The following is a 25,889-nucleotide window of genomic DNA, read 5'->3' on the forward strand; positions in this document are numbered from 1 at the left end:
GGATAGCGATGACGACGACGATCTACGGCATCAAGAACTGCGACACGATGAAGAAGGCGCGCTCCTGGCTCGATGCCAAGGGCGTGCCCTACGCCTTCCACGACTACAAGGCGGAAGGCATCGATGCCGCCACCCTGCGCGGCTGGGCCGCGCAGGTGGGTTGGGAGAAGCTGCTCAACCGCGCCGGCACCACCTTCCGCAAGCTCCCCGATGCGGCGCGCGAGAACATCGACGAGGCCAAGGCCATCGCGCTGATGGTGGAGCAGCCTTCCATGATCAAGCGCCCCGTGCTGGCCCGGGGGAAGAAGCTGCTGGTCGGCTTCTCGCCCGACGCCTATGCGAAGGAGTTCGCCTAGACCCTGATCCAGGTCTCGGAGAAGGCCAGCATCGCGGTCGAGATGCGATTTCCGGCGACGTCGCGCGGGATGGGCGCGCCCGGGCGGGCCACGCCGTTCACCGTCACCGCCGCCTTCCCGCAGCCCACGAAGAGGCTCGGCATGTGGTGCTTGCCCGTCGCCGACAGCGCGGGCGGCAGCGCGAAGCAGAAGGGCTTGCCAAGCCCGCTCCATTCCATCTTCACCGTCAGGTCGCCCGCCCTCACCGTCTCGGCGTAGCTGGAGATCGCATCGCCGCTCGCCTCCACATGGTCGAGCTTGCGGTAGGTCAGCGAGGCGAGGCCCGGCAGCCCGCGCCAGGCGCCGAAATGCGAGACGTATTCGGCCACCAGCCAGCGCGCCAGCGGCTCGTTATCCGTCAGGCAGACATTGCCTGCCGCGGCTTCCTGGGGCGATTGCAGCAGCACCAGCGCATGCCCGCGCCCATGCGGCGAGAGCACCACGCGGAAGAAGGAGGCCAGCGTCGTGAAGGCGCCGTCCGGATCCTCCTTCAGCGAGATGCCGGGGTTCTCGCCGGACCATTCGACGGTGCCCGGGAAGGTGGTGGCTTCGGCCATATGCGTTTCTCCCTGTCGTGGTTGGTTGGGGCGCGGCCCGCATTGGCGCGCCCCCCTGCTTCCCCGTCAATGACAGGCGGCTCATACTCGCGCGCAAGGGGGCCCGAAGGCGCCCAGGATGAGGAAGCGAGATGGCCAGGACACGGGCCCGCCCATGAGCGGAGCCTCCGAGGAGCGTTCGGGCGTTTTCCGCCAGCGCGACTTCCGCTTCCAATGGCCGGCCGACCTTTCGACCTCGCTGGCCTTCGAGATGGAGACCCTGATCCTCGGCTGGTACGTGCTGGTCGCGACCGGATCGGTGGTCTGGCTCACGGCCTTCGGCGCACTGCAGTTCATCGGCACGCTGGTCGCGCCCATGATCGGCGTGCTGGGTGACCGGGTAGGTCATCGCAACCTGCTCTCGGCCATGCGCGGGGTGTACCTGGCCTGCGCCGCGACGCTCGCGCTGCTGATCGCGGCGGGGTGGCTCTCGCCCGTGGCGGTCTTCGCGCTGACGGCACTCTCCGGGCTGGTGCGGCCGTCCGATATCGGCGTGCGCAACGCGCTGATCGCCAGCACGATGCCGCCCAAGCTGCTGGCCAGCGCGCTCGGCGTCGCGCGGGTCAGCATGGATTCGGCGCGCGCGATGGGCGCGCTGGCGGGGGCCGCGATCGTGGCGGCGCTCGGCATGGGGGCGGGCTATGCCGTCGTGGTCGGTCTCTACGCGACGAGCCTCTGCCTCACCCTCGCCGTGCGGGAGGCGCCGCGCGAGCCCAGCGCCCGCGCCGCTGTCTCGGCCTGGGGCGAGCTGCGCGAGGGCATCTCCTATACGCGCACCACCCCCGTGCTGATGGCCGCCGTCTGGCTCGCCTTCCTTGCGAATTTCGCGGCGTATCCGCTCTCGGGCGGGCTGCTGCCGCATGTGGCGCGCGACGTCTACGGCATGGACCGGACGGGGCTGGGTACGCTCGTCGCCTCCTTCGCGGGCGGGGCGCTGCTGGGCTCGCTGATCATTTCCTGGGGCGGGGTGGGGCGGCATCCGGCGCGGACGATGCTGGTGGCATCGGGCCTGTGGTTCGTGGTGCTGCTGGGCTTCGCGCAGGTCTCGACCGCGGGCGCCGGCATGGCGCTGCTCTTCGTCGCCGGCTTCGTGCAGAGCTTCTGCATGATCCCGATGTCGGTGCTGCTGCTGCGAACGGCGGCGGCGAGCTTCCGCGGGCGCATCATGGGGCTGCGCATGCTCGCGATCTACGGGCTGCCGGTGGGGCTGCTGCTGGCGGGTTGGGGCATTGCGCGCCTCGGCTTCACGGCGACGGCGACCCTCTATGCGGGCTTCGGGCTGCTGGCGACGATCTGGATCGCCTGGCGCTGGCGGGGCGAGCTGCGCGCCGCCTAGCCCGGATCGCTCCGAAGCCCCAGAATGGAGGCCAAGCTGATGGGAGCGAGCCTATGCGAGTTGTAGCGATGATGGCGGGCCTTCTGGCCCTGGCGCCGATGAGCGCCCCGGGGAGCGCCAGGGCGCAGGATGCCGATGCGGGCCAGCGGGTCTTCAACCAGTGCCGCGCCTGCCACGCCATCGCCGCCAATGGCCGCAACGGCGTGGGCCCGAACCTCTACGGCGTCTGGGGCCGCGCGGCGGGCACGGTCGAGGGCTTCCGCTACTCGGCGCCGATGCGCGAGCGCGCGGCGGCCGGGCTGGTCTGGAACGAGGAGAATCTGCGCGCCTATCTGGCGGACCCGAAGGCGGTCGTGCCCGGCGGCTCGATGTCCTACCCTGGGCTGCGGAACCCGCAGATGCTGAACGACGTGATCGCCTATATCCAGCGGGCCAGCACGGCGAACTGAACTCTGCCGCCGGATAGCCCGCGGCAGTCCCGTTGCGCCGGGGTAGCGCCACCTCTCAGGATGAACGCTGCCCACCCTTCCCGCAGATGCGACCGAAGCGAGGGAAGCCAGGGCGGCGAATGCCGCCGCCCGGCGTCCGAGGCCGCAAAAACCGGCGCTAATGCGCGCCGGCGAAGGCCAGCATCATGGCGTAGACCTCGCGCGTCACGGAGGAGAGCGTGCGGCCCAGCTCCTCCAGGTCCGCGACCTGGTCCACGCGCTTGCCCACGCGCTCCTGCTCCTGCGCGGTGATGATCAGCGGGATGATGCCGCTGGCGCGCGCGAGGCCGATCATGAGCGAATCATGCGGCTCGGGGATGTCGTCCTCCAGCAGCACCTTGCGCAGGCGGGCGCGGACTTCGAGCACCTCGGCCTCGCCCTCGGCGGCCTTGGGATAGCGGCGGTCGGGGAAGACCCAGAGGAAGCGCCCCTCCTCCTTCTTCAGCACGCCCTTCGCCACCAGCCGGTCCAGGATCATCGAGCGGTAGTGGTCGGCGTGGCGGCCGATCTCCACGATCCAGTGGCGGCTGTCGCGCATCCCGACATTGGTGGAGATGAGGGTCAGCGCCTCATCCTGCACCGGGTCGCCGGAGGGCTTGTGGCTCGTCACCATCAGCCGCTCGGGATCCGTGTCGATGCGGCCGTCCAGCGAAAGCTGCATCAGGATGGCGCTGGCCACCGCGTAGTCGCCGGCCGGTGCCGGCAGGCCGATCGGGCGGCCCGTCTTGTCGTCGAGCAGGAGGAGCATGATCTCCTCCGGCATGGTCAGCTTCATGGCCTGGGTCCTCTCCAAGGGCCGCCGCGGCCCGTCGGGCGCGATGTTGTTCGCGCGCGCAACGGCTGTCCAGCACCCCGTGCGGACGGTTTTCGATGGCATATGGATTGCTTGGCCGGGGCCCAGGCAGCCATGCGCGAAAGGGCCAGCGATCCATGGATATCGGCGTGTTCATTCCCATCAACAACAATGGCTGGCTGATCTCGGAGAACGCGCCGCAGTACATGCCGAGCTTCGAGCTCAACAAGCAGGTGGTGCAGAAGGCCGAGGGCTACGGCCTCGACTTCGCCCTTTCCATGATCAAGCTGCACGGCTTCGGCGGTAAGACCGAGTTCTGGGACCACGGCCTCGAAAGCTTCACGCTGATGGCCGGCCTGGCGGCGGTGACGAATCGGATTCGGCTCTTCGCCTCGACGGCGGTGCTGACGATTCCGCCGGCGATCGTGGCGCGGATGGCCGCCACCATCGACGACATCTCGGGCGGCCGATTCGGCGTGAACATCGTCTCGGGCTGGCACAAGATCGAGTACAGCCAGATGGGGCTCTGGCCCGGCGACGCGCATTTCGGCAAGCGCTACGACTACAGCACCGAATACGTCCGCATCCTGCACGAGCTGTGGGAGACGGGACATTCCGACCTCAAGGGCGAGTACTTCCAGATGGACGGCTGCAAGCTCAGCCCCCGTCCGGCACGGCGCCCCAAGATCGTGAGCGCCGGGCAGTCGGACCGCGGCATGGAGTTCGGCGCGACCTGGTGCGACTACAATTTCTGCCTCGGCGAGGGCGTGAACGAGCCGACGAAATCCGCCTCGGTCCCCGCCCGCGTGCTGGAGCATGCGAAGAAGGCCGGCCGCGACGTCGGTGCCTACATGCTGTTCATGGTGATCGCCGCCGAGACCGACGAGGCCGCGATGGCCAAGTGGGACAGCTACGAGAAAGGCGCCGACCGCGAGGCGCTGACCCATCTGCTCGGCCATGCGGCGCATGACGTGAATACGCAGGAGACCTCGATGGCGGCGGTGGTGCAGCGCAACCCCTCGCCCATCAACTTCAACATGGGGACCATCGTAGGCAGCCCTGCCACCTGCGCGCGGCTGCTGGACGAGGTGGCGGAGATGCCGGGCGTGGCGGGCATCATGCTCTGCTTCGACGATTTCCTGGGAGGCATGGACATGTTCGGCCAGAAGATCCAGCCGCTGATGAAGTGCCGGAAGGACCGGGTGCCCCTCGCCGCATGACCGGCGGATACGCCGCGCCGCACCTGACGCGCGCGGCCTTACACTCCGCGCGCAACGGCGGCGCGGAGGAGCACCGCGCCGCCCGATAAGGCCGCCTCAGGCGGCCGTGATGTTGTAGCGCCGCGCCACGGCGGTCCATTCGCTGATCTCGGCCTTGATCCGGTCCGTGAAGGCCGTGCCCATCACCGGCTGCGCCGGAGGCTTGGTCTGCAGGTCCTCGAAGCGGACGGCGAGTTCCGGCCGCGCCAGGATCTGCGGAATCAGCGCCGAAAGCCGGTCCACGATCGGCTGCGGCAGGTTCTTCGGCCCCGAAAGCCCCAGCCACTGCGCGGAGGTCAGGCGCGGATAGCCCAGCTCGGCGAAGGTCGGGATGTCCGGCAGGGCCGGCAGGCGCTGCGCCGTGGAAATGCCCAGGCAGCGCAGCGTGCCGTCCTTCAGCATCGCCACATTGGTGGTGACCGGGTCGATCATGCTCTCGATCTGGCCAGCCATCAGGTCCTGGAGGGCGGGGGCGCTGCCGCGATAGGGCACGTGGTCGAGGTTCGGCGCATCCGCCTCGCCCGTGAGCATCGCGCCCAGCAGGTGCGGCGCCGAGCCGATGCCCGAGGAGCCGTAGCGCACCGGCCGCGACTTGGCCGCCGTCACATATTGCTGAAGCGTGCGATAGGGCGAATCCGCCTTCACCAGCAGCACGTTCGGCGCCTCGACCAGCAGGCCCATATGGGTGAAGTCACCCACCGGGTCGAAGGGCAGCGAGGGCAGCGTCGCCGTCGAGAAGACATGCACCGAGGCGTGGCTGACCAGCAGCGTGTAGCCATCGGCCGGGGCCTTCGCGACGTAGTCCGTGCCGATCACCCCGCCCGCACCGGCGCGGTTCTCGACCAGCACCGTCTGGCCCAGCGCCTGGCTCAGCGAGGGGGCCATCAGGCGCGCGATGGTGTCCACCAGCCCGCCCGGCGGGAACTGGGCGACCAGGCGGACGGAGCCCCGGGTCGGCCAGGCGGCGCTCTGCGCCCGGACAATGGCGGGCGTGCCCAGAAGGCCGGCAGCGGCAGACAAAATGGATCGACGATGCATTCTTCTTAATCTCCCATGCCTCCCTCTGCCGAAAGATTGCGCAACAGCCGCGCATCTCAGGCCGGGGAAATGAAGCCTCGGGAGATCAGAGCAAAGCCCGTGCCGTTCAGGCCGAGCGGAGCTGGGCCGAATAGAGGTCGTGAACCAGTTCGCTGACGGAGCGGTTCAGCGCCTCGAGCCGGGAGAGGAAGAGGATCCTTTCCTGCCGGGCCACCAGCAGCGGCGCCGAGAAGAGCGGCACCAGGAGGGCGCTGGCGCGGGCCAGGCCCAGCAGCAGCGCCTCGCGCGGCTCGGGCAGCTCGTCGCCCTGGATGAGGCGCAAGAGCCGGGCCTGGACCTCGCGCGGCTCGGCCCGGTCCTCGGGCTTGAGGAAGCGCCGGGTGGGGAAGACCAGCAGCATCCGCCCCTCCTGCCGGCGCAGCAGCCCGCGCGCGACCAGGCGGTCGAGCACGGTCCCGCGCAGGCCGGATTCCTCGCGGGCCAGCGCCATGATGGCGCCCCGGCTGTCGCGCTGGGAGGCCACCAGGCGAAGCCCGGCATCGAGCACCGGATCGCCGAGCGGCTCGTCGTTCACCAGGTGCAGGCGCGCGAGGTCCGTGTCGATGCGGCCGGCGAGCGAGAGCTCCATCAGCACCGCGCCCGCCAGGGCGAAATCCGCCGCGAGGCCGAGGCGCCCGATGGGCTTCCCGGCCTCGTCCAGCGTGAGAAGGACGATCTCCTCCGGCAGGGAGAGCGCGGCGCGCTCCCCGCTCATGCCGCGATCGCGGCCGACCAGGGCGACATGACGTCCGAGACGCCGATCTGCATGCCGTCGCGCTGGAGGATGAGGTTCGGGCAGGCGAAGTTGCCCGGCGCCACCGTGTGCTCCACCACCTCGACCTCGGCATCCCTGGCCAGGGCCGCGATCACGCCCTCTCCCAGACGCTGGTCGGCCATGACGCCCTCGGGGCCATGCACATCGATGCGCGGGTGGTGGGCGGCGGCCTCGGGCTCCATGGCGAAGTCGGCGACGTAGGAGAGCTGCTGGAACACCGCCGCCATGATCTTGCGGCCGCCCGAGGCGCCGGTCGCGATCTCGGGACGGCCCTTCGCGTCCAGCGCGATCACCGGGCACATGTTGCAGAGCGGGCGCTTGCCCGGCGCGATGGCGTTGGGGCTGCCCGGCTGCGGGTCGAACCACATCACGCCGTTGTTCATCAGCACGCCCGTGCCCGGCAGCACCATGCGGCTGCCCATGGAGGAGAGGAGCGTGGTGGTCATGGCCACCATCATCCCGTCCTTGTCGGCGACGGTCAGGTGCGTGGTGCAGCTGTCGGCCCCCACGGGCTCGGCCTCGGTCGGCGTGTCGTCGCCGAGGCCGGCCAGGCGCTCGGCATAGGCGGAGCGCAGCGCGGCGGCGAGGTAGGCGTACCAGGCGGCATCCGGGACGGCGCCGTAGGGGGCATCCTCCATCATGGCCAGCAGGCGCTTGAGGGTCGGCGCGGCCGTCAGGCCATTGGCCAGCATCAGGCGGCGGCCGCGGAAGGTGGCCTCCATGGCCGGGCGCACGACGGGCGCGCAGTTCGCCAGGTCCTCGGCGGTCACGAAGCCTTCCATGGCCTTCATGTCGGCCGCGATCGAGGCCGCGATGTCCCCCTTGTAGAAATCATCGAGGCCGGCGGTCTGCAGCCGCTCCAGCGTGTCGGGCAGGCGGCCCTGGCGGAAGAAGGTGGAGGAGCCCTGGTAGGGCGGCACCGGCGGCAGGCCGTTGGGCAGGTAGATGCGCGCGCTCTCGTCATAGAGGCGCAGGACGGAGGCGCTGTTCGCGATCTTCAGCGTCGTGAACCAGTCCTGCGATAAGCCACGCTTGGCCAGCGCCACGGCGGGGGCCAGGATGTCCTTGATCGGCATGCGGCCGTAGCGCTTGTGCAGCAGTGCATAGCCCGCGACCGCCGAGGGGATCAGCGCCGATTTGGGCCCGTGGATGTTCGCGTCGCCCACCACCTCCGGCCAGGCGAAGAGGTCCTGCTTCATCTTGCCGGTGAGCGGATAGGCCGAGGCGTCGAGGCCGCGGGGGGCGATGGGGCCGAAGTCGAAGGTCTCCGCCGGGCCGCCCGGGCGCATGACCTGGGTGAAGCCGATGCCGCCCAGGCCGCTGTTCCAGGGCTCCGTCGTGGCGACGGCGAAGGCGGTCGCGACCGCCGCGTCGGCCGCGGTGCCGCCCGCGCGCAGGATCTCCACGCCCGCCTCGGCCGCGTCGCGCGACTGGCTGGCGACCACGCCCTTGTCGCCGCGGCCCGCCGGCTTGCGGACATGCCAGTGCTGGGTGGTGTGGGCGGGATGGGTCATGTGATTCGGTCCTTAGGCAGGGGAAGCATCCTGTTCCCACCCCTGCCCTTCGGCAAGCCATCCGCCCCTTTCGCCGGGCGGCTTTGCCGGTTAAGGCTCGTTCAGAACAGTGAAGACGTCCCACGGAGTGCCCGGATGAGCCTGAACATCGCCGCCCCCCTTCGCAGCTTCGTGGAGACCGAAGCCCTTCCCGGCACCGGCGTGGATGCCGCCGCCTTCTGGTCCGGCCTCGAGGCCATCCTGCGCGACCTAGCGCCCCGCAACGCAGCCCTGCTGGCCAAGCGCGACGACCTGCAGGCCAAGATCGACGCCTGGCACCGCGCCAACCCGTCCAAGCCGATCGACGAGCCCAGCTACCAGGCCTTCCTGCGCGAGATCGGATACCTGCTGCCCGAGCCCGCGGATTTCGCCGTCACCACCGCCAATACGGATCCCGAGATCGGCGGCATCGCCGGCCCGCAGCTCGTCGTGCCGGTGAACAACGCGCGCTACGCGCTCAACGCCGCCAATGCGCGCTGGGGCAGCCTCTACGACGCGCTCTACGGCACCGACGCCATCCCCGAGGCCGACGGGGCCGAGCGCGGGCCGGGCTACAACCCCACGCGCGGCGCCCGCGTCATCGCCTTCGCCCGCAAGGTGCTGGACCAGGCCGTGCCGCTCATGGGCGCCGGCCATGCCGAGGCCCTGAAGTACGCCGTGAAGGACGGCGCGCTCGACATCACGCTGCAGGGCGGAGGCTCCGTGCCGCTGAAGAACCCGGCGCAGCTGGTGGGCTTCACGGGCGAGCCCTCCGCGCCCACCGCCCTGCTCTTCCGCCACAACGGCCTGCACCTCGAGCTGCGGATCGACCGAAACAGCGAGATCGGCAAGAACGACGCGGCCGGCGTCGCGGACCTCGTGATGGAGGCCGCGCTCACCACCATCCAGGATTGCGAGGACAGCGTCGCGGCCGTCGATGCCGCCGACAAGGCCGAGGTCTACCGCAACTGGCTCGGCCTCATGAAGGGCGACCTCTCGGCCGACCTGGAGAAGGGCGGCCGCACCATCACGCGCCGGCTCAACCCGGACCGCACCTACACCACGCCCGCCGGCGGCACGCTGACCCTGCCCGGGCGCTCGGTGATGCTGGTCCGCAACGTCGGCCACCACATGATGACGGACGCGGTGACTCTGGACGGCGCCGAGGTGCCCGAGACCATCCTCGACGCCTGCATCACCAGCCTCATTGCCATGCACGACCTGAACGGCAAGCGGCTGAACAGCCGCGCCGGCAGCGTCTACATCGTGAAGCCCAAGATGCACGGCCCGGAGGAAGTGGCCTGGGCCGTGGAGCTCTTCGGCCGCGTGGAGAAGCTGCTGGGCCTGCCGCACAACACGCTCAAGATGGGCATCATGGACGAGGAGCGGCGCACCACCGTCAACCTCAAGGCCTGCATCAAGGAGGCGTCCGAGCGCGTCGCCTTCATCAACACGGGCTTCCTGGACCGCACCGGCGACGAGATCCACACCTCGATGGAAGCCGGCGCCATGATCCGCAAGAACGACATGCGCGGCACCGCCTGGATCAAGGCCTATGAGGAGTGGAACGTCGATATCGGCCTGCTCTGCGGCCTGCGCGGCAAGGCGCAGATCGGCAAGGGCATGTGGGCGATGCCCGACGCCATGGCCGCGATGCTGGAGCAGAAGGTGGGGCACCCCAAGGCCGGCGCGAACACGGCCTGGGTCCCCTCGCCCACCGCCGCCACGCTGCACGCGCTGCACTACCACCAGGTGGATGTCGCCGCCCGCCAGGCGGAGATCGCGGCCGGCGGCCGCCGCGGCAAGCTCGAGGACCTGCTGACCATCCCCGTCGCCGCCCAGACCAACTGGCCGGCGCAGGACCTGCAGGCGGAGCTCGACAACAACGCCCAGGGCATCCTCGGCTACGTCGTGCGCTGGATCGACCAGGGCGTCGGCTGCTCCAAGGTGCCCGACATCCACGATGTCGGCCTGATGGAGGACCGCGCGACGCTGCGCATCTCCGCCCAGCACATCGCCAATTGGCTGCGCCACGGCATCGTGACGCCCGAGCAGGTGAAGGAGACGCTCGAGCGCATGGCCGCCGTGGTGGACAAGCAGAACCAGGACGACCCGGCCTATACGCCCATGGCACCCGGCTTCGACGGCGTGGCCTTCCGCGCCGCCACCGCCCTGGTGATGGAGGGCACGACGCAGCCCAACGGCTATACCGAGTTCCTGCTGACGAAGTACCGCCGCGAGGCGAAGGCGGCCTAAAACCGCGCCATCCCCGCGCGGAGCCGGCCCATCCGGCGCCGCGCGGCCGCTTGCGCGGGGCAGCCCGCCATGGGCCAATGGGCGGTCGTTTCAGGACCGCACCCATGCTTGCTCGCCTCGCCGCCGCCCTCCTTCTCGTCGCCTCCGCCGCCAGCGCGCAGACCGCCGCCATCGCCAATGGACCGACGCTCACCACCGTGCGCGCGCGCGGCCAAGTCGCCTGCGGCATCTCCACCGGCGATCCCGCCTGGTCCCAGCCCGACAGCCGCGGCGAGTGGCAGGGCATGGACGCCGATTTCTGCCGCGCCGTCGCCGCCGCCGTGCTGGGCGACGGCAGCCGCGTGGCCTGGCACCCCCTGACCGGCCAGAACCGCTTCCCGACGCTCGCCACCGGCCAGATCGACCTGCTGAGCCGCACCACGACCTGGACCTATCTGCGCGACGCGACCAACGGGCTGAACTTCGCGGCGCCCAACTTCTTCGACGGCCAGGGCTTCCTGGTGCGGGCGGATAGCGGCGTGCAGCACGCGAACCAGCTCGACGGGTCGTCGATCTGCTTCACCTCCGCCAGCACGCATGAGCTGAACCTGCAGGACTGGTCGCGCGCCAACAACATCCGCTTCACGCCCGTGATCTTCGCGGACAAGGACGAGGCTCGCCGTTCCTACGAGGCCGGCCGCTGCGACAGCTTCACGGGCGATGCCGCGCAGCTCGCCGCCATCCGCGCCGCCCTTCCCAACCCCGAGCAGCACATCCTGCTGCCCGAGCGCATCAGCAAGGAGCCCTACGCCGCCGCCGTGCGCCATGGCGACGACCAGTGGTTCGACATCGTGAAATGGGTCGCCTACGGCCTGATCGAGGCGGAGGAGCTCGGCATCACCCGCGCCAATGTGGACGAGATGCTGAACAGCCCCCGCCCCGCCATCCGCCGCCTGCTGGGCGTGAACGGAGATCTCGGCCCCGCGATCGGGCTCGACCGGCGCTGGATCTACAATGCCATCAAGGCTGTCGGGAATTACGGCGAGATCTATGATCGCCACCTCGGCGCCAATTCGCCGGTGCGGCTGCCGCGCGGGCTGAACGACCTCTGGACGCGCGGAGGGATGATGTTCTCGCCGCCGATGCGGTGAGGCCACGGACTTCGAGGGAATTCATCCGCCTCCGCGAGCCCGGAGCGCGCCTGTAGCCTTTCCCCGCAGCATCGGAGGAAAGGCATGGTCCAGGATGGAGCCCGCGTGGTCGTTGTCACCGGCGGCGGCCGCGGCATCGGCGCCGCCACCGCGCGGCGCCTGGCCCGGGACGGCCACGCCGTCTGCGTGAACTTCCGCGAGGATGGCGAGGCCGCCTCCTCCCTCGTCGCCGGGATCGCCGCGAAGGGCGGCCGCGCCATCGCGGTCCGCGCCGATACCTCCGTCGCGGAAGATGTCGCCGCCCTCTTCGAGGCCGCGGAGCGCGAGCTCGGCCCGCTGCACGCGCTGGTGAACAATGCGGGGATCACCGGCCCGCTCGGCCGCTTCGCCGACCTGCCGGCGGACCAGCTGCGCCGCGTCGTGGACGTGAACCTCGTGGGCAGCCTGCTCTGCGCGCAGGAGGCGCTGCGGTGCTTCGCGCGGCGGCCGGATGCGGCGGGCCGCTCCATCGTCAATATCTCCTCCATCGCGGCGGCGACGGGCAGCCCGGGCGAATACGTCCACTACGCCGCGACCAAGGGCGCGATCGAGACCTTCACGCGCGGCCTGGCGCGCGAAGTCGCGGCGCAGGGCATCCGGGTGAACGCTGTCTCCCCTGGCACGGTGCAGACCGGCATCCATGCGGCGGCGGGCGATCCCGGCCGCCCGGCCCGCGTGGCGCTACGGGTGCCGATGGGACGCGTGGGCGAGCCGGAGGAGATCGCGGAAGCCGTGGCCTGGCTGATCTCGGACGCCGCCTCCTACGTCACCGGCGCCGTGCTGCCCGTCACGGGCGGGCTGTAATCCGGTTGACTAGGAAACCAATGGCGATCTAGTTTCCTCATCAATCATGAAGGTTTCCGATCTCACCGACCATCTCGGCTTCTGGCTGCGCGGCGTGTCCAACCACGTCTCTCATGGCTTCGCGGCCCACCTCGCCGCGACCGGCGTGACCGTCGCCGAATGGGTGATGCTGCGCGCGCTGCACGGCCAGCGCCCCATGCCGCCGAGCCGCCTCGCGGAGGTGATGGGCATGACGCGCGGCGCGATCACCAAGCTGGCGGACCGGCTCATCGCCAAGTCGCTGATCCTCCGCGCGGCGGACCCGGATGACGGGCGCGCGCAGACGCTGGCCCTCACCCCGCAAGGGGCTCGGCTGGTGCCCCGGCTCGCAGCGCTGGCCGACCGTCACGACGCGGAGTTCTTCGCGCCCCTCTCACCGGCCGACCGCAAGGCGCTGGAGCGCATCCTTCGCCGGCTCTCCGCGCATCACCGCATCGCCGCCCCGCCCGTGGAATAGGAGGACCGCCCCATGGACGACCAGCAGCAGCAGATGGCGCAGGCCTGCCTGGAAGCCGCCGACACCGGCCGCATGACCTTCCCGCAAATCGTGGACGCCCTGATGCGCGCGGGCTTCGAGAGCTACGCCATCGACTATCGCCGGGGCACCGCGACCTTCTACCTGCCGGACGGCGAGAGCCTGGAGCTCCCCGCGCATCGCGAGCCCTCCGTCGCGGAGGGCTTCGACGTCCTGGCCCTCCAGGCCGCGATCCGCGAGGCGCAGCAGCTGGTCCCCGGCTATAGCTATCGCGGCTTCTGCCGGAAGGCCGCTGCGGCCGGGTGCGCGGGCTACATCGTCTCCTTCGCCGGGCGGCGCGCGCTCTATTTCGGCCGCGCCGCGGAAACGCACACGGAATTGTTCCCCAGGTGACCGCCGCCGCCCGCGGGTCCAGGATGCGCGCGGAGGAATCAATCCATGAAGCGTCGTACCTTGACCCTGGGGCTGCTGGCCGCGCCCGTCATCGCGCAGGCCCAGGGGACCTGGCCGCAACGGCCGGTCCGAATCGTCGTCCCCTTCCCGCCCGGCGGCTCGAACGACGTGATCGCCCGCCCGCTGGCCGAGAAGCTGCAGCAGCGCCTGGGCCAGCCGGTGGTGATCGAGAACCGCGCGGGCGCGAGCGGCGCCATCGGCGCCGCGCAGGTCGCGCAATCGGCTGCCGACGGCCACACGCTGATGGTCACCAGCAGCAGCTTCGCCGCCTCCGCAGCCGTGCAGCGCACGCCCTACGACGCGATCGGCAGCTTCGACACCGTGTCGCTCTTGGCGCGGGCGCCCTTCCTCGTGCTGGTGCATCCGGACTTCCCGCCACGCGACATCGGCCAGCTCATCGAGTACTGCCGCGCCCGGCCGGGCCAGGTGGATTTCGCGAGCTCCGGCCCCGGCGGCATCAACCATTTCGTGACGGAACTCTTCGCGCTGCGCGCGGGGCTGCGGCTGAACCACGTGCCGTATCGCGGCATGCCGCCGGCGGTGACGGATGTGGTGGCGGGGCACGTACCGCTGCTCATCACCACCATGGCCAGCGCTTCCGCCGCGATCCGCGAGAACCGGGTGCGGCTGCTGGCCTATTGCGGACCGGGCGCGCCGGCCGGCAGCCCGCCGGCGCCTTCCGTGAAGGAGGCGACGGGCATCAACTACGAGGCCTCGATCTGGTGGGGGCTGCTGGGGCCGAAGGGCATCCCGGCCGGGCCGATGGGCATCCTGAATGCGGCCGTCGCCTCCGCACTGCGCGAGGCGGATGTGGCGCGCGTCTACGAGGCGGAGGGCGCCACGCCCGGCGGCTCCTCGCCGCAGGAATATGCGACGGTGCTGCGCGACGACATCGCGGGTTTCCGCGAGGTCGCGCAGGCCGCGAATATCAGGCTGGACTGAGAAGAATTCGGACTGCCGCACGCGAATATCGGCCGGCGCTGCCCACCCGCCGTGTCAGCGAACCCGCGGCCCGGCAAAGCCAGGGCGGCGGATGCCGCCGCCCGGCCTATGAGGGCGGAAACTACGCCGCAAGTTCCCGCATCACCTTGATGAGATCCGACTTCCCCTCGAAGCCGATGCCAGGCAGCTCGGGCATCACGATGTGCCCGTCCTGCACGCGCACGCTGTCGGGGAAGCCGCCATAGGGCTGGAACAGGTCCGGGTAGCTCTCATTGCCACCCAGCCCGAGGCCCGCAGCGATGTTCAGCGACATCTGGTGCCCGCCATGCGGCACGCAGCGGCTGGGCGACCAGCCGAACTGCTCCAGCACGTCCAGCGTGCGCAGGTATTCCACCAGCCCGTAGGAAAGCGCGCAGTCGAACTGCAGCCAGTCGCGGTCCGGCCGCATGCCGCCGTAGCGCAGCAGGTTGCGCGCATCCTGGTGGCTGAACAGGTTCTCGCCCGTGGCCATGGGGCGCGGATAGAATTCCGACAGCGCCGCCTGCAGCGCGTAGTCGAGGGGATCGCCGGCCTCCTCGTACCAGAAGAGCGGGTAGTCCCGGAGCATCTTGGCGTAGGCGATCGCCGTCTCCAGGTCGAAGCGGCCGTTCGCGTCCACCGCCAGCTGCGCCTCGCTGCCGATCTCGGCCAGCACGGCCTCGATGCGGCGCCGGTCCTCGGCCAGGCTCGCGCCGCCGATCTTCATCTTCACCACGTTGTAGCCACGGTCGAGATAGCCGCGCATCTCGGCGCGCAGCTGCGTATCGTCCTTGCCGGGATAGTAGTAGCCGCCGGCCGCGTAGACGAAGACGCGCGGATTGGCGGTCACGCCCTTGCGCTCGGCCAGCAGGCGGAACAGCGGCTTGCCCGCGATCTTCGCCGTCGCGTCCCAGATCGCCATGTCGAGCGTGCCGACGGCGACCGAGCGCTCGCCATGCCCGCCCGGCTTCTCGTTCGTCATCATCGCCGCCCAGATCTTGTGCGGGTCGAGATTGTCGTTCGCCTCGTCGATCAGGCTGCCCGGCGCGGCCTCGAGGATGCGGTTGCGGAAGCGCTCGCGGATCAGCCCGCCCTGGCCGTAGCGGCCATTGGAGTTGAAGCCGTAGCCCACGACGCGCCGGCCGTCGCGCACCACATCCGTGACCACGGCCACCAGGCTCGCGGTCATCTTGGTGAAGTCGATATAGGCGTTGCGGATGGGGGACGAGATCGGCTGGGTGATCTCGCAGACGTCGACGATCTTCAAGGCTGGCTCTCCTGAACCGCCCCCTTCGCGGGGCGCGGCGGAAGAGCTACCTCTGCGGGCAGCGCGCGGGCCAATGCCGTTGTCGCCTCGCGCGATGCATGACCGGTATCGCCGCCACGGGAACTCGTGATGGAACTCGACTGGCTGAAGGATTTCCTGGCCCTCGCCGAGCAGCGGAACTTCTCCCGCGCCGCCGAGTTGCGCCACGTCACGCAGCCGGCCTTCAGCCGCCGCATCCGCGCGCTGGAGGACTGGGTGGGCGTGCCCCTCTTCCTGCGCGGCGCCCAGGGTGCCGAGCTGACGGGAGCCGGCCAGCACTTCCACCCCCTCGCCGGAGAGATGCTCCGCCTGCTGACCCGCGCCCAGCGGGAGATGCGGGCCATCGCGGAGCGCGAGCGCGGCTCGCTCTCCATCGCCGCCACGCATGCGCTTTCCTTCACCTTCTTCCCCGGCTGGATCCGCACGCGCCTACCGCTGGGCGCCATGGGCGCCATCAGCCTCGTCTCCGACAGCCTGGAAACCTGCGAGCAGATCATGCTGGCGGGCGAGGTGCAGGCGCTGCTCTGCCACTACCACCCCTCCGCCCCCGTGCGGCTGGAGGGCGAGCGCTTCGAGAGCATCCGCGTGGGCGCGGACGTGCTGGCGCCCTTCTGGGCGCCCGGCGGCTCGCGGAGGCTGCTGGCCTATCACCCGGCCTCGGGCCTCGGGCGGATCGTGGCGGCCTCGGCGCCCGCCCTGCCCGACCTCGTGGGCCATGAGCCGGTGCTGACCTCGCATCTCGCGGCCACGCTCATGAACATCGCCCGCGAGGGCGGCGGCATCGCCTGGCTGCCCGTGACCATGGCGCAGGAGGAGGTGGAGCGCGGAAGGCTGGTCCCCGCCGCGGAAGGGATTTCGCTGGAGGTCGAGATCCGCCTCTTCCGCGCCCGCGGCGCCGGCGGCCAGGCGCTGGATCTGTTGTGGGGCGGCGGCCGCGCGGATTAACCTTCCCAGGCAAGTATACCTCGCCTCAACGAAGGAAACGCCATGTCGCTCCGTTTCGGCCGCTCTCTCATCGCGGCCGTGCTCGCCATCGTCGCGCCGGCGGCCATGGCCCAGCCCGCGGCCGTCACCGTGACCGCGGACAACTTCATCCGCGCCGAAAGCGACTTCTACTTCGCCGCGACCTCCGCGAACGGCGGCTTCGAGCGGTTCGTCCACCACCGCGAGCCGACGCCGGTGGACGCGCAGACCGTCATCCGCATGAATCGCGACACGCTCTATTCTTCCGCCGTCATCGACCTTGATGCGGGCCCGACTGCGATCGTGCTGCCCGATCCGGGCAACCGCTACCTCGCCATGCAGGTGATCTCGCAGGATCACTTCACGATCGGCGTGCACTACGGCGCCGGCCGGCACGTGCTGACGCGCGAGCAGGTCGGCACGCGCTATGTCATGGCCATCATCCGCATCCTGGTGGACCCGGCCAAGCCGCAGGACCTGCAGCAGGTGCATGCGCTGCAGGATACGATCCGGATCGAGCCGCGCACCGCCGGCCGGCTGGAGCTGCCGCGCTGGGACCGCGAAAGCCAGGACAAGGTCCGCCAGCTGCTCCTCGGCCTGGCCGCGACGCTGCCGGATGCGCGCCGCATGTTCGGCGCGCGCGGCGAGGTCGAGCCCGTGCGCCATCTGATCGGCTCGGCGGCCGGCTGGGGCGGCAATCCGGACCGCGACGCGCTGTACCTCAACGGCCTCCCGTCCCGGAACGACGGCAGCACGATCTACCGGCTCACGGTGGGCGACGTTCCGGTGGATGGGTTCTGGTCCATCAGCGTCTACAACGCGCGCGGCTTCTTCGAGCCCAATCGGCAGAACGCCTATTCGGTCAACAACGTGACGGCACGGCGCGAGGCCGACGGAACCGTGCGCGTGCAGTTCGGCGGCTGCGACGGCACGGTGCCCAACTGCCTGCCGATCACGCCGGGCTGGAACTACACGGTGCGGCTCTACCGCCCGCGGGCCGAGATCCTGGACGGCAGCTGGCGCTTCCCCTCGCCGGAAGCGCCGTAAGGCGGACTAGCCGCGCGGGATCCGCACCATGAACCGCGCGCCCGTCACCTTGCCGTCCGCGCCGCGCCGGTTCTCCGCGCTGATCCGCCCGCGCAGCCCCTCGATGATCTGCTTCGAGATGGAAAGCCCGAGACCCGAATGCTGGCCGAAGCGCTCGCCGCGGGGGCGCTCGGTGTAGAAGCGGTCGAAGATGCCTTCCAGCTTCGCGTCGGGAATGCCCGGCCCCTCGTCGTCGACGATCAGCTCCACTTCGGTCGCCGTCTCGCGGGCGCGGAGCCAGACATGCCCCTCCTCCGGGCTGAAGGAGACCGCGTTGCCCAGCAGGTTGCGGATCACCTGCACGACGCGGTCCTCCACGCCCAGGATCACAAGCTTCTCCGGCGCCTCCAGGTGCATCACCGGGTCGCGCGGCTGGCGCGTCGTGTTGTGCAGCTCCACCAGCACCGCGAGGATGGGGCCGATATCCACGGGCTCCGCGATGGTGCGCGACAGCTCGGCATCGACGCGGGAGCTGTCGGCGATGTCGCCGATCAGGCGGTCCATCCGCACCGCATCGTTCGCGATGATCGAGAGCAGGCGGTGCTGCTGCTCCTTGTCCTCCACGCGGCGCAGCGTCTCGATGGCGCTGCGCACGCTGGTGAGCGGGTTCTTGAGCTCATGGGCCACATCGGCCGCGAAGCGCTCATTGGCGTCGATCCGCGCCCAAAGCGCGCGGGCCGCGGCCTGCAGATCACGCGAGAGGATGCCGATCTCGTCCTGCCGCTCCAGCAGGCGGCTGGGCACGCTGCCGCCCCGCCCCTTGCCCTGCCGCATCTCGGCGGCCGCGCCGGCCAGCTGCAGCACCGGCGTCGCGATCGTCCAGGTCAGGTAGATCGACACGGCCACCGTCAGCCCCAGCGCCAGCAGGAAGAGGCCGAGCACGCTGGCGCGGATCTCGAAGAGACGCTCATCCACCTCGCGCGCCTCGCGCGTCAGCAGCACGATGCCCACCGCCTGCGCGCCGCGCCGCGCGGGTTCGGCGACGCTCACCAGCAGGCGGCCATCGGGCGTGCGGCGGATATAGGGCGTGACGCCCCCCTCCAGCGCCAGCCGCAGCTCCGCCTGCCGCTCGGGGCCGAGATCCGGCTGCCAGTCGAAGCTCTGCGCATCGGGCGTGGTGTCCAGCACCACGGGATTGCGCGCCTGGCTGGGCAGCAGGCTCAGGAGCCGTTCGTAGATACGCGAGACGGAGTTGGAGATCGCGCCGCGCGGCTCTGGCGCGGGCAAGGGCTCGGTCACCACCGCGCTTCCGGAACCCTCGCGCACGCGGCTGTCCGCGACCACGAGGCCCGCCGTATCGAAGAGCCGCGCCTGCGTGTTGGGCGAAGGCTCGACCAGGCGGCGCAGCAGCGGGCGCGCCTGCTCGGGCACCAGCACGGCGCGGTCGTCCTGGATGCGGACGGCGGCCTCGCCGATGGCGCCGGCATAGATGCGCGCCTGGTTGCGCATGGCCTCCACCTCGGCGGCCAGCAGCCCGTTCTGGTACTGGTCGAGATAGAGCAGCGCCACGGCAAGCAGCGCGGGTGGCAGCGCGTTCACCAGCAGGATTCGCCGCAGCAGCGGCGAGACCCAGCGCCGGCGGCGCGGCGCTTCGGCCTGCCCATCCTCGAGCTTCAGAAGAGGCGCTTCAGGCATTCACAGGCTTGTCCCGCATGGACCGGGAGCTTACCCGCCCTCGGCCTTCCGCGCGAGCCGGGTGTAGAGCCGCGGCCCCGCCAGCGCCAGCGCCGCCAGGATCAGCAGGCAGAGGCTGCCCGGGCGGGTGACGAAGGTGGACCAGTTGCCCTCGCTGATGGTCAGGGCCTGGCGCAACGCCTGCTCGGCCATGGGGCCCAGGATCATGCCGATCACGACCGGCGCGACGGGGAAGTCGAAGCGGCGCATGAACATCCCGATGATGCCGATGCCGTAGAGCAGCAGCAGGTCGGTGATGGAGTTGCTGATGCCGTAGGTGCCGATGGTCGCGAAGACCAGGATGCCGGCATAGAGCTGCGGCGCGGGGATCTTCAGGATGCGGACCCAGAGGCCGATCAGCGGCAGGTTCAGCACCACCAGCATGACGTTGGCGATGAAGAGGCTCGCGATCAGCGTCCAGACCAGCTCGCCCTGCGTCTGGAACAAGAGCGGCCCGGGCTGGATGCCATAGCTCTGGAAGGCCGAGAGCATGATGGCCGCCGTCGCGCTGGTCGGCAGGCCGAGGGTGAGCATGGGCACGAGGATGCCCGCGGCCGCCGCGTTGTTCGCCGCCTCCGGCCCCGCCACGCCCTCGATGGCGCCGGTGGTGCCGAACTCATGCGCGTGCTCGGGGGCGACCAGCTTCTTCTCGGCGTAGTAGCTCAGCATGGTCGGCATCTCGGTGCCGCCGGCCGGCAGCACGCCGAAGGGAAAGCCGAGGCCCGCGCCGCGGATCCAGGGCCAGAAGCTGCGCCTGAGGTCCGACTTCGAGAGCCAGAGATTGCCCACCGGCAGCACCTGCCCGCCGCCCTCCACATGGCGCCAGGCCATGTGCAGCGCCTCGGCCACCGCGAAGAGCGCGACGGCGACGAGCACCACGTTCACGCCGTCCAGCAGCTCGGGCAGGCCGAAGGTCATGCGCGGCTGGCCGGTCTGCAGGTCGATGCCCACGAGGCCGAGCGAAAGGCCGAAGAAGAGGCTCACCAGCCCGCGCACCGCCGAGCCGCCCAGCACCGCCGAGACGGTCACGAAGCAGAGCAGCATCAGCGAGAAATACTCGGCCGGGCCGAGCATGAGGCCGAGGTCCACCACGACCGGCCCCAGGAAGGCGATGCCGAGCGTCCCCACCACGCCCGCGACGAAGCTGCCGATGGCCGAGGTCGCGAGGGCGGGGCCCGCGCGCCCGTTGCGCGCCATCTTGGCGCCCTCCAGCGCCGTGATGATGGAGCCGGACTCGCCCGGCGCGTTCAGCAGGATGGAGGTGGTGCTGCCGCCATACATGGCGCCGTAGAAAATGCCGCAGAAGAGGATGAAGGCGCCGGTCGCGCTCACCTGGAAAGTGATGGGCAGCAGCAGCGCGATCGCGAGCGCGGGCCCGATGCCCGGCAGCACGCCGACCGCCGTGCCGAGGAAGCAGCCGAGCATGGCCCAGGCCAGGTTGGGGAGGCTGAGCGCATGCGAGAAGCCGAGGGCGAGGCCCGAGATCGCTTCCATCAGACGACCTCCTGGCCCAGCAGCCGCAGCACGATCCCCTCCAGGATGCCCGCGCCGATATTCACGCCGAGCCCCTCGACGAAGAGGAACCAGACCAGCAGCGTGAGCGGCAGGGCGATGAGCAGGTCCCGCGCCATCGAGCGGCTGCCGAAGGCGCGGGCCACCAGCACGAACTGCACCGTGGCCGCGATGGAGAAGCCGGCGGGCCCGATCAGCAGGAGGTTCGCCGCCAGCCCCGCGAAGAGCAGGCCGAGCGAGCGCGTGTTGGGCGGGCCGGACTCGACGACCTCGGGCACATGATGCGACCAGCCGCCGCGCACCGCCTGCACCACCAAGGCGGCGCCGAGCAGCACGAGGCAGGTCGCGACCACATAGGGCACCGGCTTGGGGCCGACCTGGGCATAAAGCGGCGAGACGGGAATAGCCCAGGCCTGCCAGATGCCGACCAGGCCGAAGACCAGCACGGCGAGGCCGGCCAGGAGATCCGGCAGCGGAATACGGGATGTCATGCGGCCTCGCGCTTCCTCAATTCGGGCTTCATGCGCAGGATCATGCCCGCAAGTCACGTGTCGGGGAGATGGCATCCTTGTCATCCGCGGAAAACGTCATCGGCCTCTACGAAAGGCATGCGGGCGCGTGGGACCGGAAGCGCAACCATGGCGGGAAGCTGATGGAGCGCGGATGGCTCGACCGGTTCTGCGGGCTGGTTCCCCCGGGCGGCGCGGTGCTCGATCTCGGCTGCGGGTCAGGCCGCCCCCTCGCGTCGGAGATGATCGCGCGGGGCTTCGGCGTGACGGGCGTCGACTCCTCGGCGGCGATGATCGCCCTGTGCGAGGCACGCCATCCCGCGCACGAATGGCATGTGGCCGACATGCGGGGCCTGGACCTCGGCCGCCGCTTCGACGGCATCCTCGCCTGGGACAGCTTCTTCCACCTGAGGCGCGAGGATCAGCGCGCGATGTTCCCCGTCTTCGCCCGGCATGCGGCGGCGGGCTCGGCGCTGATGTTCACGAGCGGCCCGTCCGACGGCGAGGCGCTGGGCAGCTTCGAGGGCGAGGAACTCTACCATTCCAGCCTCGCCCCGGACGAATACCGGGCGCTGCTGGCCGCCCAGGGCTACGAGGTGGAAGCGCACCTCGCCGAGGATCCCGATTGCGGCGGCCACACCGTCTGGCTGGCGCGCCAGTCCTAGCCGGCGAGCCCAAGCTCCTTCAGCACCGTCTCGGTGGCGGCGATGTCGGCGGCCAGGAAGCGCTCGAACTCGGCGCCCGCGAGGAAGGCGTTGTCCCAGCCGCGCGTCTCCATCAGGTCGCGCCAGGCGGGCAGCGCCACCAGCTCGGTGACGAAGGTCGTCAGCGCCGCCTTCTGGTTCGGGTTGATGCCGGGCGCGCCGAAGACTCCCCGCCAGTTAGCGATCGCCACGTCCACGCCGGATTCCTTGAGCGTGGGGATGGCCGGGTCGCTCCGCGTCTCGCCGGTCGTCGCCAGGGCGCGCATCCGGCCTGCCTTGATCTGCTCCGAGAACTCCGAATAGCCGGAGATGCCGGCCTTCACCTGCGCGCCGAGGATGGCTGCCTGGGCCGGGCCGCCGCCCGCGAAGGCGACGTAGCTGCCCTCGCGCGCATTGCGGCCCAGGGCGCGCAGGACGAGGCCGAGCGTGATGTGATCCGTCCCGCCGGCGCTGCCGCCCGCCACCGAGGTGCCGCCCGGATTGGTGCGGAAGGCATTCAGCAGCCCCGCGATGTCCCGGATGTCGGACTGCGCGGGCACGACCACCACGCCCACTTCCTGCGTCATGCGCGCGATGGGCGTCACGTTGGAAAGCCCGACCGGCGAGCGGTTGGTCAGCACCGCGCCCACCATGATGGAGCCCGAGACCATCAGCGCATCGCCCCGCCCGCGCCGCTGCGCCACGAAGCGCGGCAGGCCCACAATGCCGCCGGCGCCGCCGACATTCTCGAACTGGAAATTGCCGACGAGCCCGGCCTGGCGCGCCACCTGCTCGATGGCACGGCCGAGCCCGTCCCAGCCGCCGCCGGGGCCAGCTGGAATGAACATGCTGAGATTGGCGAAGCGCTGCTGGGCCGAGGCGTCCCCCGCCGCGAGAGCGAGACCGAGCATGGGGGTGGCAAGCAAATGGCGGCGGTTCATGCGGCGGATCTTCTTCCCTGGAGTTCCGCATGCTTGGGCGCGGACGCCGCCGCGCGCAACAGTGGCCGGGCTGGGCCGAGGATTACAAATTCGCCACTAAACTCCACAAGGTGTTGAATCTCTTGCCTGAAAGAAATGTTCCGTCGCAAGCTTCCTGTCCCCTCAGCAAGAACACACGGGCCCAATGTCCGAGAACAACAAGAAAGATCCTCGCCTCGGCCGAAGGCTGCTGGTGGCGCGCGTGGTTGGCAGCGCCGGAGCGATCGCCGGCATGGCTGCCGCCGCGCCGGACGCGCAGGCACAGAGCGGACGGTCCGACAACGACCCGAACGACCGCGCGGGCTACGGCCGCTCCGGCCGGTCGGACAACGATCCCTATGACGCGGCCGGCCGCGGGCGCAGCGGCGGCGGCGGGCGCACGGGCATCACCGACAATGATCCCTCGGACGGTCCGGGCCGTGGCCGGGGCGGCTATCGCGCGGCACCGCGCAGCGGCGTGACCGACAACGACCCGAGTGACGGGCCCGGCCGGGGACGTGGCGGGTATCGCTCCGGCATCACCGACAATGATCCTTCGGATGGGCCCGGGCGCGGACGGGGGCGCGGCGGCGGCGGCGGATACACGGGCCGCACCGATGCCGACCCGTATGATGGGGCAGGACGCGGGCGCCGCTGACGCCGTCGCCCGACGGAATCCTCATTTGTCCTTCATTCCTGCCCGCTAATTTCCGGACCGCACGGCCGCTCCCACGACGCCGCAAGGAAACGCCATGAATAACCGACTGAGCCGACGCCTCCTCATCTTGCGTACCGCCGTGCTCGGCGGCTCCGCCGCCAGCCTCACGGCCTGCGTCGCGCCGCCCGGCCCCGGCTACTACCCCGCCCGGACTGGCCTTACCGACGGCGACCCGAACGATCCGCCCGGCAATGGGCGCGGGGGCGGATACCGGCGCGGCACCGGCGTCACCGACGGCGATCCGAACGACCCGCCCGGCAATGGGCGCGGCGGTGGCTACCGGCGCGGTACCGGCATCACCGATGGCGATCCCAACGACCCGCCCGGCAATGGGCGCGGGGGCGGATACCGGCGCGGCACCGGCGTCACCGACGGCGATCCGAACGACCCGCCCGGCAATGGGCGCGGCGGTGGCTACCGGCGCGGTACCGGCATCACCGATGGCGATCCCAACGACCCGCCCGGCAATGGGCGCGGGGGCGGATACCGGCGCGGCACCGGCGTCACCGACGGCGATCCGAACGACCCGCCCGGCAATGGGCGCGGCGGTGGCTACCGGCGCGGTACCGGCATCACCGATGGCGATCCCAACGACCCGCCCGGCAATGGGCGCGGGGGCGGATACCGGCGCGGCACCGGCGTCACCGACGGCGATCCGAACGACCCGCCCGGCAATGGGCGCGGCGGTGGGTACCGGCGCGGCACCGGCGTCACCGACGGCGATCCCAACGACCCGCCCGGTAATGGCCGTGGCGGATACCGGCGCAGCCGCACCGATTCCGATCCCTACGACGCGGCAGGCTACGGGCGCCGGTGAAACGCGCGCCCTCTCCGCGCTAGACTGCCAGACCCCTCGACCAGGATCAGACATGGATCAGCACAGCAAAGGCACCGGACTTGCCGAGGCCGCCTTCGCCCTCGCCTTCGAAGGGATGGAGGTCGAGGAGGTGCTGGCCCTGCGCGAGACTCCGCATTGGAAGCTGATCCGCTCAGCCGACCGTGCGCGCTATGAGCGGCTGCTGAGCACGGCGGTCCTCGACCGCCACCTGCGCACGGACGGCACGCGCTCGCTGCGGATCTCCATGGCCGATGATTCGCGCAACGGCAGCGCCGCGGTGCCCGAGCACGAATATACCATGCCGGATGGCCGCATCGACCTGCCCAACCTGCTCATGCGCTTCGACGAAGGCGCCTCGCTGGTGCTGGCGCAGTTCCACGAATCGCACCCGCCGCTGGCCGATTTCTGCCGGGGGCTGGAGCGGCTGTTCCTGCACCCGGTGCAGGCGAACATCTACCTGACGCCGCCCGGCGCGCAGGGCTTCCGCACGCATTACGACACGCACGACGTGCTGGTGATGCAGGTCGAGGGCCGCAAGCGCTGGCGCGTCTGGGACGGCGAGCCGGTGGAGCGCCCCACGCGCAACACGCCCTGGCCCGGCAAGCTCAAGCCCGAGGGCGAGCCGCATGAATTCGTCATGGAACCCGGCGACGCCCTCTATATCCCGCGCGGCCTCATGCATGACGCCGCGACCGAGCACGGCGAGCCCTCGCTGCACATCACGGTCGGCTTCATGGAGGCGAGCTGGGCCCAGGCGCTGCGCAACCTGATCGACGAAATGGAGCAGCGGGACCCGCGCCTGCGCGACAGCGTGCCCACCTGGCGCATCGGCGAGGCCGACCTGCAGCCGGAACTCGCCCGGCGGCTCGACCGGCTGGGCGGCGCCTCCGAGGCCGGGCGCCTGACCAGCCTGCTGCTGGAACAGCTGGCGCGCGACCGCCAGCCCCTCCCCGCGCGCGGCCTCTTCGCGCCCATGCCGCAGAGCCCGCTGCGCCTGACGGAGGGTATGCACACCCACCTGATCCAGGGCGACGACGGATCGGCCACGTTGTTCTGGAGCGGCGGCGCCATGAACCTCTCGCCCGAGGAGGCGGAGATCCTGGCGGCCTTCAGCGAAGGCGCGGAGCCGGGCGGCAGCGACTTCGCGCAGCGCCTCTGGCGCATGGGCCTGCTGGAACGGGCTTGATCCCGCCGCCCGAGGCCTAGCCTCGGGCCAGGAGCGCGAAGCCAAGCG

The 25,889-nt window shown here is 70.7% G+C and carries 26 protein-coding genes; 16 read left to right on the forward strand and 10 right to left on the reverse strand.

Going from position 1 to position 25,889, the window contains the following annotated elements:
* Nucleotides 1-8 precede the first annotated feature (8 nt).
* Complete coding sequence (locus WJM96_RS11875; RefSeq protein WP_424812699.1) at nucleotides 9-356, forward strand: ArsC family reductase; 348 nt, start codon at nucleotides 9-11, stop codon at nucleotides 354-356.
* On the opposite strand, the gene WJM96_RS11880 is transcribed toward WJM96_RS11875, so the two are convergent.
* Complete coding sequence (locus WJM96_RS11880) at nucleotides 353-952, reverse strand: hypothetical protein (RefSeq protein ID WP_424812700.1); 600 nt, start codon at nucleotides 950-952, stop codon at nucleotides 353-355. The two genes, WJM96_RS11875 and WJM96_RS11880, sit on opposite strands and share 4 nt — an antisense overlap.
* 154 nt (nucleotides 953-1,106) lie before the next feature.
* On the opposite strand from WJM96_RS11880, the gene WJM96_RS11885 reads away from it, so the two are divergent.
* Entirely contained in the window at nucleotides 1,107-2,327 is a 1,221-nt protein-coding gene (locus WJM96_RS11885) for an MFS transporter (RefSeq protein WP_424812701.1), read from the forward strand.
* A gap of 98 nt (nucleotides 2,328-2,425) precedes the next feature.
* Entirely contained in the window at nucleotides 2,426-2,776 is a 351-nt protein-coding gene (locus WJM96_RS11890) for a c-type cytochrome (protein ID WP_424812702.1), read from the forward strand.
* A 157-nt stretch (nucleotides 2,777-2,933) separates the two neighbouring features.
* Here the strand turns inward: WJM96_RS11890 and WJM96_RS11895 are convergent, their stop codons facing one another.
* Entirely contained in the window at nucleotides 2,934-3,590 is a 657-nt protein-coding gene (locus tag WJM96_RS11895) for a GOLPH3/VPS74 family protein (RefSeq protein ID WP_424812703.1), read from the reverse strand.
* Between the two features lie 167 nt (nucleotides 3,591-3,757).
* Between WJM96_RS11895 and rutA the strand changes: the two genes are divergently transcribed.
* The gene (rutA, locus tag WJM96_RS11900) at nucleotides 3,758-4,828 is read left to right on the forward strand and encodes a pyrimidine utilization protein A (protein ID WP_424812704.1); all 1,071 of its coding nucleotides are present in this window, start codon (nucleotides 3,758-3,760) and stop codon (nucleotides 4,826-4,828) included.
* A 96-nt stretch (nucleotides 4,829-4,924) separates the two neighbouring features.
* Here rutA and WJM96_RS11905 read toward each other — a convergent pair whose 3' ends face one another.
* From WJM96_RS11905 to WJM96_RS11915, 3 genes are all read right to left on the reverse strand, one after another.
* The gene (locus WJM96_RS11905) at nucleotides 4,925-5,887 is read right to left on the reverse strand and encodes a Bug family tripartite tricarboxylate transporter substrate binding protein (protein ID WP_424812705.1); all 963 of its coding nucleotides are present in this window, start codon (nucleotides 5,885-5,887) and stop codon (nucleotides 4,925-4,927) included.
* 124 nt (nucleotides 5,888-6,011) lie between these two features.
* A complete protein-coding gene (locus WJM96_RS11910) occupies nucleotides 6,012-6,659 on the reverse strand; it encodes a GOLPH3/VPS74 family protein (RefSeq protein ID WP_424812706.1) in 648 nt (215 codons plus the stop codon).
* Nucleotides 6,656-8,233: a gamma-glutamyltransferase gene (locus WJM96_RS11915; protein WP_424812707.1), complete on the reverse strand. Its 1,578-nt coding sequence runs from the start codon at nucleotides 8,231-8,233 to the stop codon at nucleotides 6,656-6,658. The genes WJM96_RS11910 and WJM96_RS11915 overlap by 4 nt, the downstream gene beginning before the upstream one ends.
* Before the next feature lie 135 nt (nucleotides 8,234-8,368).
* Between WJM96_RS11915 and WJM96_RS11920 the strand changes: the two genes are divergently transcribed.
* From WJM96_RS11920 to WJM96_RS11945, 6 genes are all read left to right on the forward strand, one after another.
* Nucleotides 8,369-10,507: a malate synthase G gene (locus WJM96_RS11920; protein WP_424812708.1), complete on the forward strand. Its 2,139-nt coding sequence runs from the start codon at nucleotides 8,369-8,371 to the stop codon at nucleotides 10,505-10,507.
* 104 nt (nucleotides 10,508-10,611) lie between these two features.
* Nucleotides 10,612-11,637, forward strand: a complete 1,026-nt coding sequence (locus WJM96_RS11925; RefSeq protein ID WP_424812709.1) for an amino acid ABC transporter substrate-binding protein — start codon at nucleotides 10,612-10,614, stop codon at nucleotides 11,635-11,637.
* An 84-nt stretch (nucleotides 11,638-11,721) separates the two neighbouring features.
* Complete coding sequence (locus WJM96_RS11930) at nucleotides 11,722-12,480, forward strand: glucose 1-dehydrogenase (RefSeq protein ID WP_424812710.1); 759 nt, start codon at nucleotides 11,722-11,724, stop codon at nucleotides 12,478-12,480.
* Between the two features lie 46 nt (nucleotides 12,481-12,526).
* Complete coding sequence (locus WJM96_RS11935; protein ID WP_424812711.1) at nucleotides 12,527-12,976, forward strand: MarR family winged helix-turn-helix transcriptional regulator; 450 nt, start codon at nucleotides 12,527-12,529, stop codon at nucleotides 12,974-12,976.
* Between the two features lie 12 nt (nucleotides 12,977-12,988).
* Nucleotides 12,989-13,387, forward strand: coding sequence for a DUF1398 domain-containing protein (locus WJM96_RS11940; RefSeq protein WP_424812712.1), 399 nt, complete (start codon nucleotides 12,989-12,991; stop codon nucleotides 13,385-13,387).
* A gap of 45 nt (nucleotides 13,388-13,432) precedes the next feature.
* Nucleotides 13,433-14,389, forward strand: a complete 957-nt coding sequence (locus WJM96_RS11945; RefSeq protein ID WP_424812713.1) for a Bug family tripartite tricarboxylate transporter substrate binding protein — start codon at nucleotides 13,433-13,435, stop codon at nucleotides 14,387-14,389.
* Between the two features lie 121 nt (nucleotides 14,390-14,510).
* Here the strand turns inward: WJM96_RS11945 and WJM96_RS11950 are convergent, their stop codons facing one another.
* A complete protein-coding gene (locus WJM96_RS11950) occupies nucleotides 14,511-15,674 on the reverse strand; it encodes a mandelate racemase/muconate lactonizing enzyme family protein (RefSeq protein ID WP_424812714.1) in 1,164 nt (387 codons plus the stop codon).
* 129 nt (nucleotides 15,675-15,803) lie between these two features.
* Between WJM96_RS11950 and WJM96_RS11955 the strand changes: the two genes are divergently transcribed.
* Both WJM96_RS11955 and WJM96_RS11960 read left to right on the forward strand, forming a co-directional pair.
* Nucleotides 15,804-16,658 carry a LysR family transcriptional regulator gene (locus WJM96_RS11955; RefSeq protein ID WP_424812715.1) on the forward strand — a complete coding sequence of 285 codons (855 nt, stop codon included), beginning with the start codon at nucleotides 15,804-15,806 and terminating at the stop codon, nucleotides 16,656-16,658.
* A gap of 42 nt (nucleotides 16,659-16,700) precedes the next feature.
* The gene (locus WJM96_RS11960) at nucleotides 16,701-17,723 is read left to right on the forward strand and encodes a DUF1254 domain-containing protein (protein WP_424812716.1); all 1,023 of its coding nucleotides are present in this window, start codon (nucleotides 16,701-16,703) and stop codon (nucleotides 17,721-17,723) included.
* A gap of 6 nt (nucleotides 17,724-17,729) precedes the next feature.
* Here the strand turns inward: WJM96_RS11960 and WJM96_RS11965 are convergent, their stop codons facing one another.
* The 3 genes from WJM96_RS11965 to WJM96_RS11975 are packed head-to-tail and all read right to left on the reverse strand — an operon-like array spanning nucleotide 17,730 to nucleotide 21,439.
* Nucleotides 17,730-19,397: a stimulus-sensing domain-containing protein gene (locus WJM96_RS11965; RefSeq protein WP_424812717.1), complete on the reverse strand. Its 1,668-nt coding sequence runs from the start codon at nucleotides 19,395-19,397 to the stop codon at nucleotides 17,730-17,732.
* A gap of 30 nt (nucleotides 19,398-19,427) precedes the next feature.
* On the reverse strand, nucleotides 19,428-20,930 hold the full coding sequence (locus WJM96_RS11970; RefSeq protein ID WP_424812718.1) for a tripartite tricarboxylate transporter permease: 1,503 nt from the start codon (nucleotides 20,928-20,930) through the stop codon (nucleotides 19,428-19,430).
* A complete protein-coding gene (locus WJM96_RS11975; RefSeq protein WP_424812719.1) occupies nucleotides 20,930-21,439 on the reverse strand; it encodes a tripartite tricarboxylate transporter TctB family protein in 510 nt (169 codons plus the stop codon). The genes WJM96_RS11970 and WJM96_RS11975 overlap by 1 nt, the downstream gene beginning before the upstream one ends.
* A 77-nt stretch (nucleotides 21,440-21,516) precedes the next feature.
* On the opposite strand from WJM96_RS11975, the gene WJM96_RS11980 reads away from it, so the two are divergent.
* The gene (locus WJM96_RS11980) at nucleotides 21,517-22,122 is read left to right on the forward strand and encodes a class I SAM-dependent DNA methyltransferase (RefSeq protein ID WP_424812720.1); all 606 of its coding nucleotides are present in this window, start codon (nucleotides 21,517-21,519) and stop codon (nucleotides 22,120-22,122) included.
* On the opposite strand, the gene WJM96_RS11985 is transcribed toward WJM96_RS11980, so the two are convergent.
* Nucleotides 22,119-23,081 (reverse strand): Bug family tripartite tricarboxylate transporter substrate binding protein, encoded by a 963-nt coding sequence (locus tag WJM96_RS11985; protein WP_424812721.1) that lies wholly within the window; start codon nucleotides 23,079-23,081, stop codon nucleotides 22,119-22,121. The genes WJM96_RS11980 and WJM96_RS11985 overlap by 4 nt on opposite strands.
* Nucleotides 23,082-23,265: 184 nt before the next feature.
* On the opposite strand from WJM96_RS11985, the gene WJM96_RS11990 reads away from it, so the two are divergent.
* The 3 genes from WJM96_RS11990 to WJM96_RS12000 all read left to right on the forward strand — a co-directional run bounded on the left by WJM96_RS11990 (nucleotide 23,266) and on the right by WJM96_RS12000 (nucleotide 25,841).
* Nucleotides 23,266-23,757, forward strand: a complete 492-nt coding sequence (locus WJM96_RS11990) for a hypothetical protein (RefSeq protein ID WP_424812722.1) — start codon at nucleotides 23,266-23,268, stop codon at nucleotides 23,755-23,757.
* A gap of 94 nt (nucleotides 23,758-23,851) precedes the next feature.
* Entirely contained in the window at nucleotides 23,852-24,634 is a 783-nt protein-coding gene (locus WJM96_RS11995) for a hypothetical protein (protein ID WP_424812723.1), read from the forward strand.
* A gap of 52 nt (nucleotides 24,635-24,686) precedes the next feature.
* Nucleotides 24,687-25,841 (forward strand): cupin domain-containing protein, encoded by a 1,155-nt coding sequence (locus WJM96_RS12000; RefSeq protein WP_424812724.1) that lies wholly within the window; start codon nucleotides 24,687-24,689, stop codon nucleotides 25,839-25,841.
* Nucleotides 25,842-25,889: the final 48 nt, after the last annotated feature.

This window comes from Roseococcus sp. YIM B11640, assembly GCF_049727625.1.
GTDB lineage: Bacteria > Pseudomonadota > Alphaproteobacteria > Acetobacterales > Acetobacteraceae > Roseococcus.

Excerpts from the sequence above, each read along its gene's own strand:
- WJM96_RS11920 (WP_424812708.1), top strand. The coding sequence starts at position 8,369 with ATGAGCCTGAACATCGCCGCCCCCCTTCGCAGCTTCGTGGAGACCGAA.
- WJM96_RS11895 (WP_424812703.1), bottom strand. The coding sequence starts at position 3,590 with ATGAAGCTGACCATGCCGGAGGAGATCATGCTCCTCCTGCTCGACGAC.
- WJM96_RS11995 (WP_424812723.1), top strand. The coding sequence starts at position 23,852 with ATGAATAACCGACTGAGCCGACGCCTCCTCATCTTGCGTACCGCCGTG.
- WJM96_RS11890 (WP_424812702.1), top strand. The coding sequence starts at position 2,426 with ATGAGCGCCCCGGGGAGCGCCAGGGCGCAGGATGCCGATGCGGGCCAG.
- WJM96_RS11910 (WP_424812706.1), bottom strand. The coding sequence starts at position 6,659 with ATGAGCGGGGAGCGCGCCGCGCTCTCCCTGCCGGAGGAGATCGTCCTT.
- WJM96_RS11960 (WP_424812716.1), top strand. The coding sequence starts at position 16,701 with ATGTCGCTCCGTTTCGGCCGCTCTCTCATCGCGGCCGTGCTCGCCATC.
- WJM96_RS11965 (WP_424812717.1), bottom strand. The coding sequence starts at position 19,397 with ATGCCTGAAGCGCCTCTTCTGAAGCTCGAGGATGGGCAGGCCGAAGCG.
- WJM96_RS11930 (WP_424812710.1), top strand. The coding sequence starts at position 11,722 with ATGGTCCAGGATGGAGCCCGCGTGGTCGTTGTCACCGGCGGCGGCCGC.
- WJM96_RS11935 (WP_424812711.1), top strand. The coding sequence starts at position 12,527 with ATGAAGGTTTCCGATCTCACCGACCATCTCGGCTTCTGGCTGCGCGGC.
- WJM96_RS11915 (WP_424812707.1), bottom strand. The coding sequence starts at position 8,233 with ATGACCCATCCCGCCCACACCACCCAGCACTGGCATGTCCGCAAGCCG.
- WJM96_RS11990 (WP_424812722.1), top strand. The coding sequence starts at position 23,266 with ATGTCCGAGAACAACAAGAAAGATCCTCGCCTCGGCCGAAGGCTGCTG.
- WJM96_RS11880 (WP_424812700.1), bottom strand. The coding sequence starts at position 952 with ATGGCCGAAGCCACCACCTTCCCGGGCACCGTCGAATGGTCCGGCGAG.
- WJM96_RS11985 (WP_424812721.1), bottom strand. The coding sequence starts at position 23,081 with ATGAACCGCCGCCATTTGCTTGCCACCCCCATGCTCGGTCTCGCTCTC.
- WJM96_RS11975 (WP_424812719.1), bottom strand. The coding sequence starts at position 21,439 with ATGACATCCCGTATTCCGCTGCCGGATCTCCTGGCCGGCCTCGCCGTG.
- WJM96_RS12000 (WP_424812724.1), top strand. The coding sequence starts at position 24,687 with ATGGATCAGCACAGCAAAGGCACCGGACTTGCCGAGGCCGCCTTCGCC.
- WJM96_RS11970 (WP_424812718.1), bottom strand. The coding sequence starts at position 20,930 with ATGGAAGCGATCTCGGGCCTCGCCCTCGGCTTCTCGCATGCGCTCAGC.
- WJM96_RS11955 (WP_424812715.1), top strand. The coding sequence starts at position 15,804 with ATGGAACTCGACTGGCTGAAGGATTTCCTGGCCCTCGCCGAGCAGCGG.
- WJM96_RS11940 (WP_424812712.1), top strand. The coding sequence starts at position 12,989 with ATGGACGACCAGCAGCAGCAGATGGCGCAGGCCTGCCTGGAAGCCGCC.
- WJM96_RS11875 (WP_424812699.1), top strand. The coding sequence starts at position 9 with ATGACGACGACGATCTACGGCATCAAGAACTGCGACACGATGAAGAAG.
- WJM96_RS11925 (WP_424812709.1), top strand. The coding sequence starts at position 10,612 with ATGCTTGCTCGCCTCGCCGCCGCCCTCCTTCTCGTCGCCTCCGCCGCC.
- WJM96_RS11885 (WP_424812701.1), top strand. The coding sequence starts at position 1,107 with ATGAGCGGAGCCTCCGAGGAGCGTTCGGGCGTTTTCCGCCAGCGCGAC.
- WJM96_RS11945 (WP_424812713.1), top strand. The coding sequence starts at position 13,433 with ATGAAGCGTCGTACCTTGACCCTGGGGCTGCTGGCCGCGCCCGTCATC.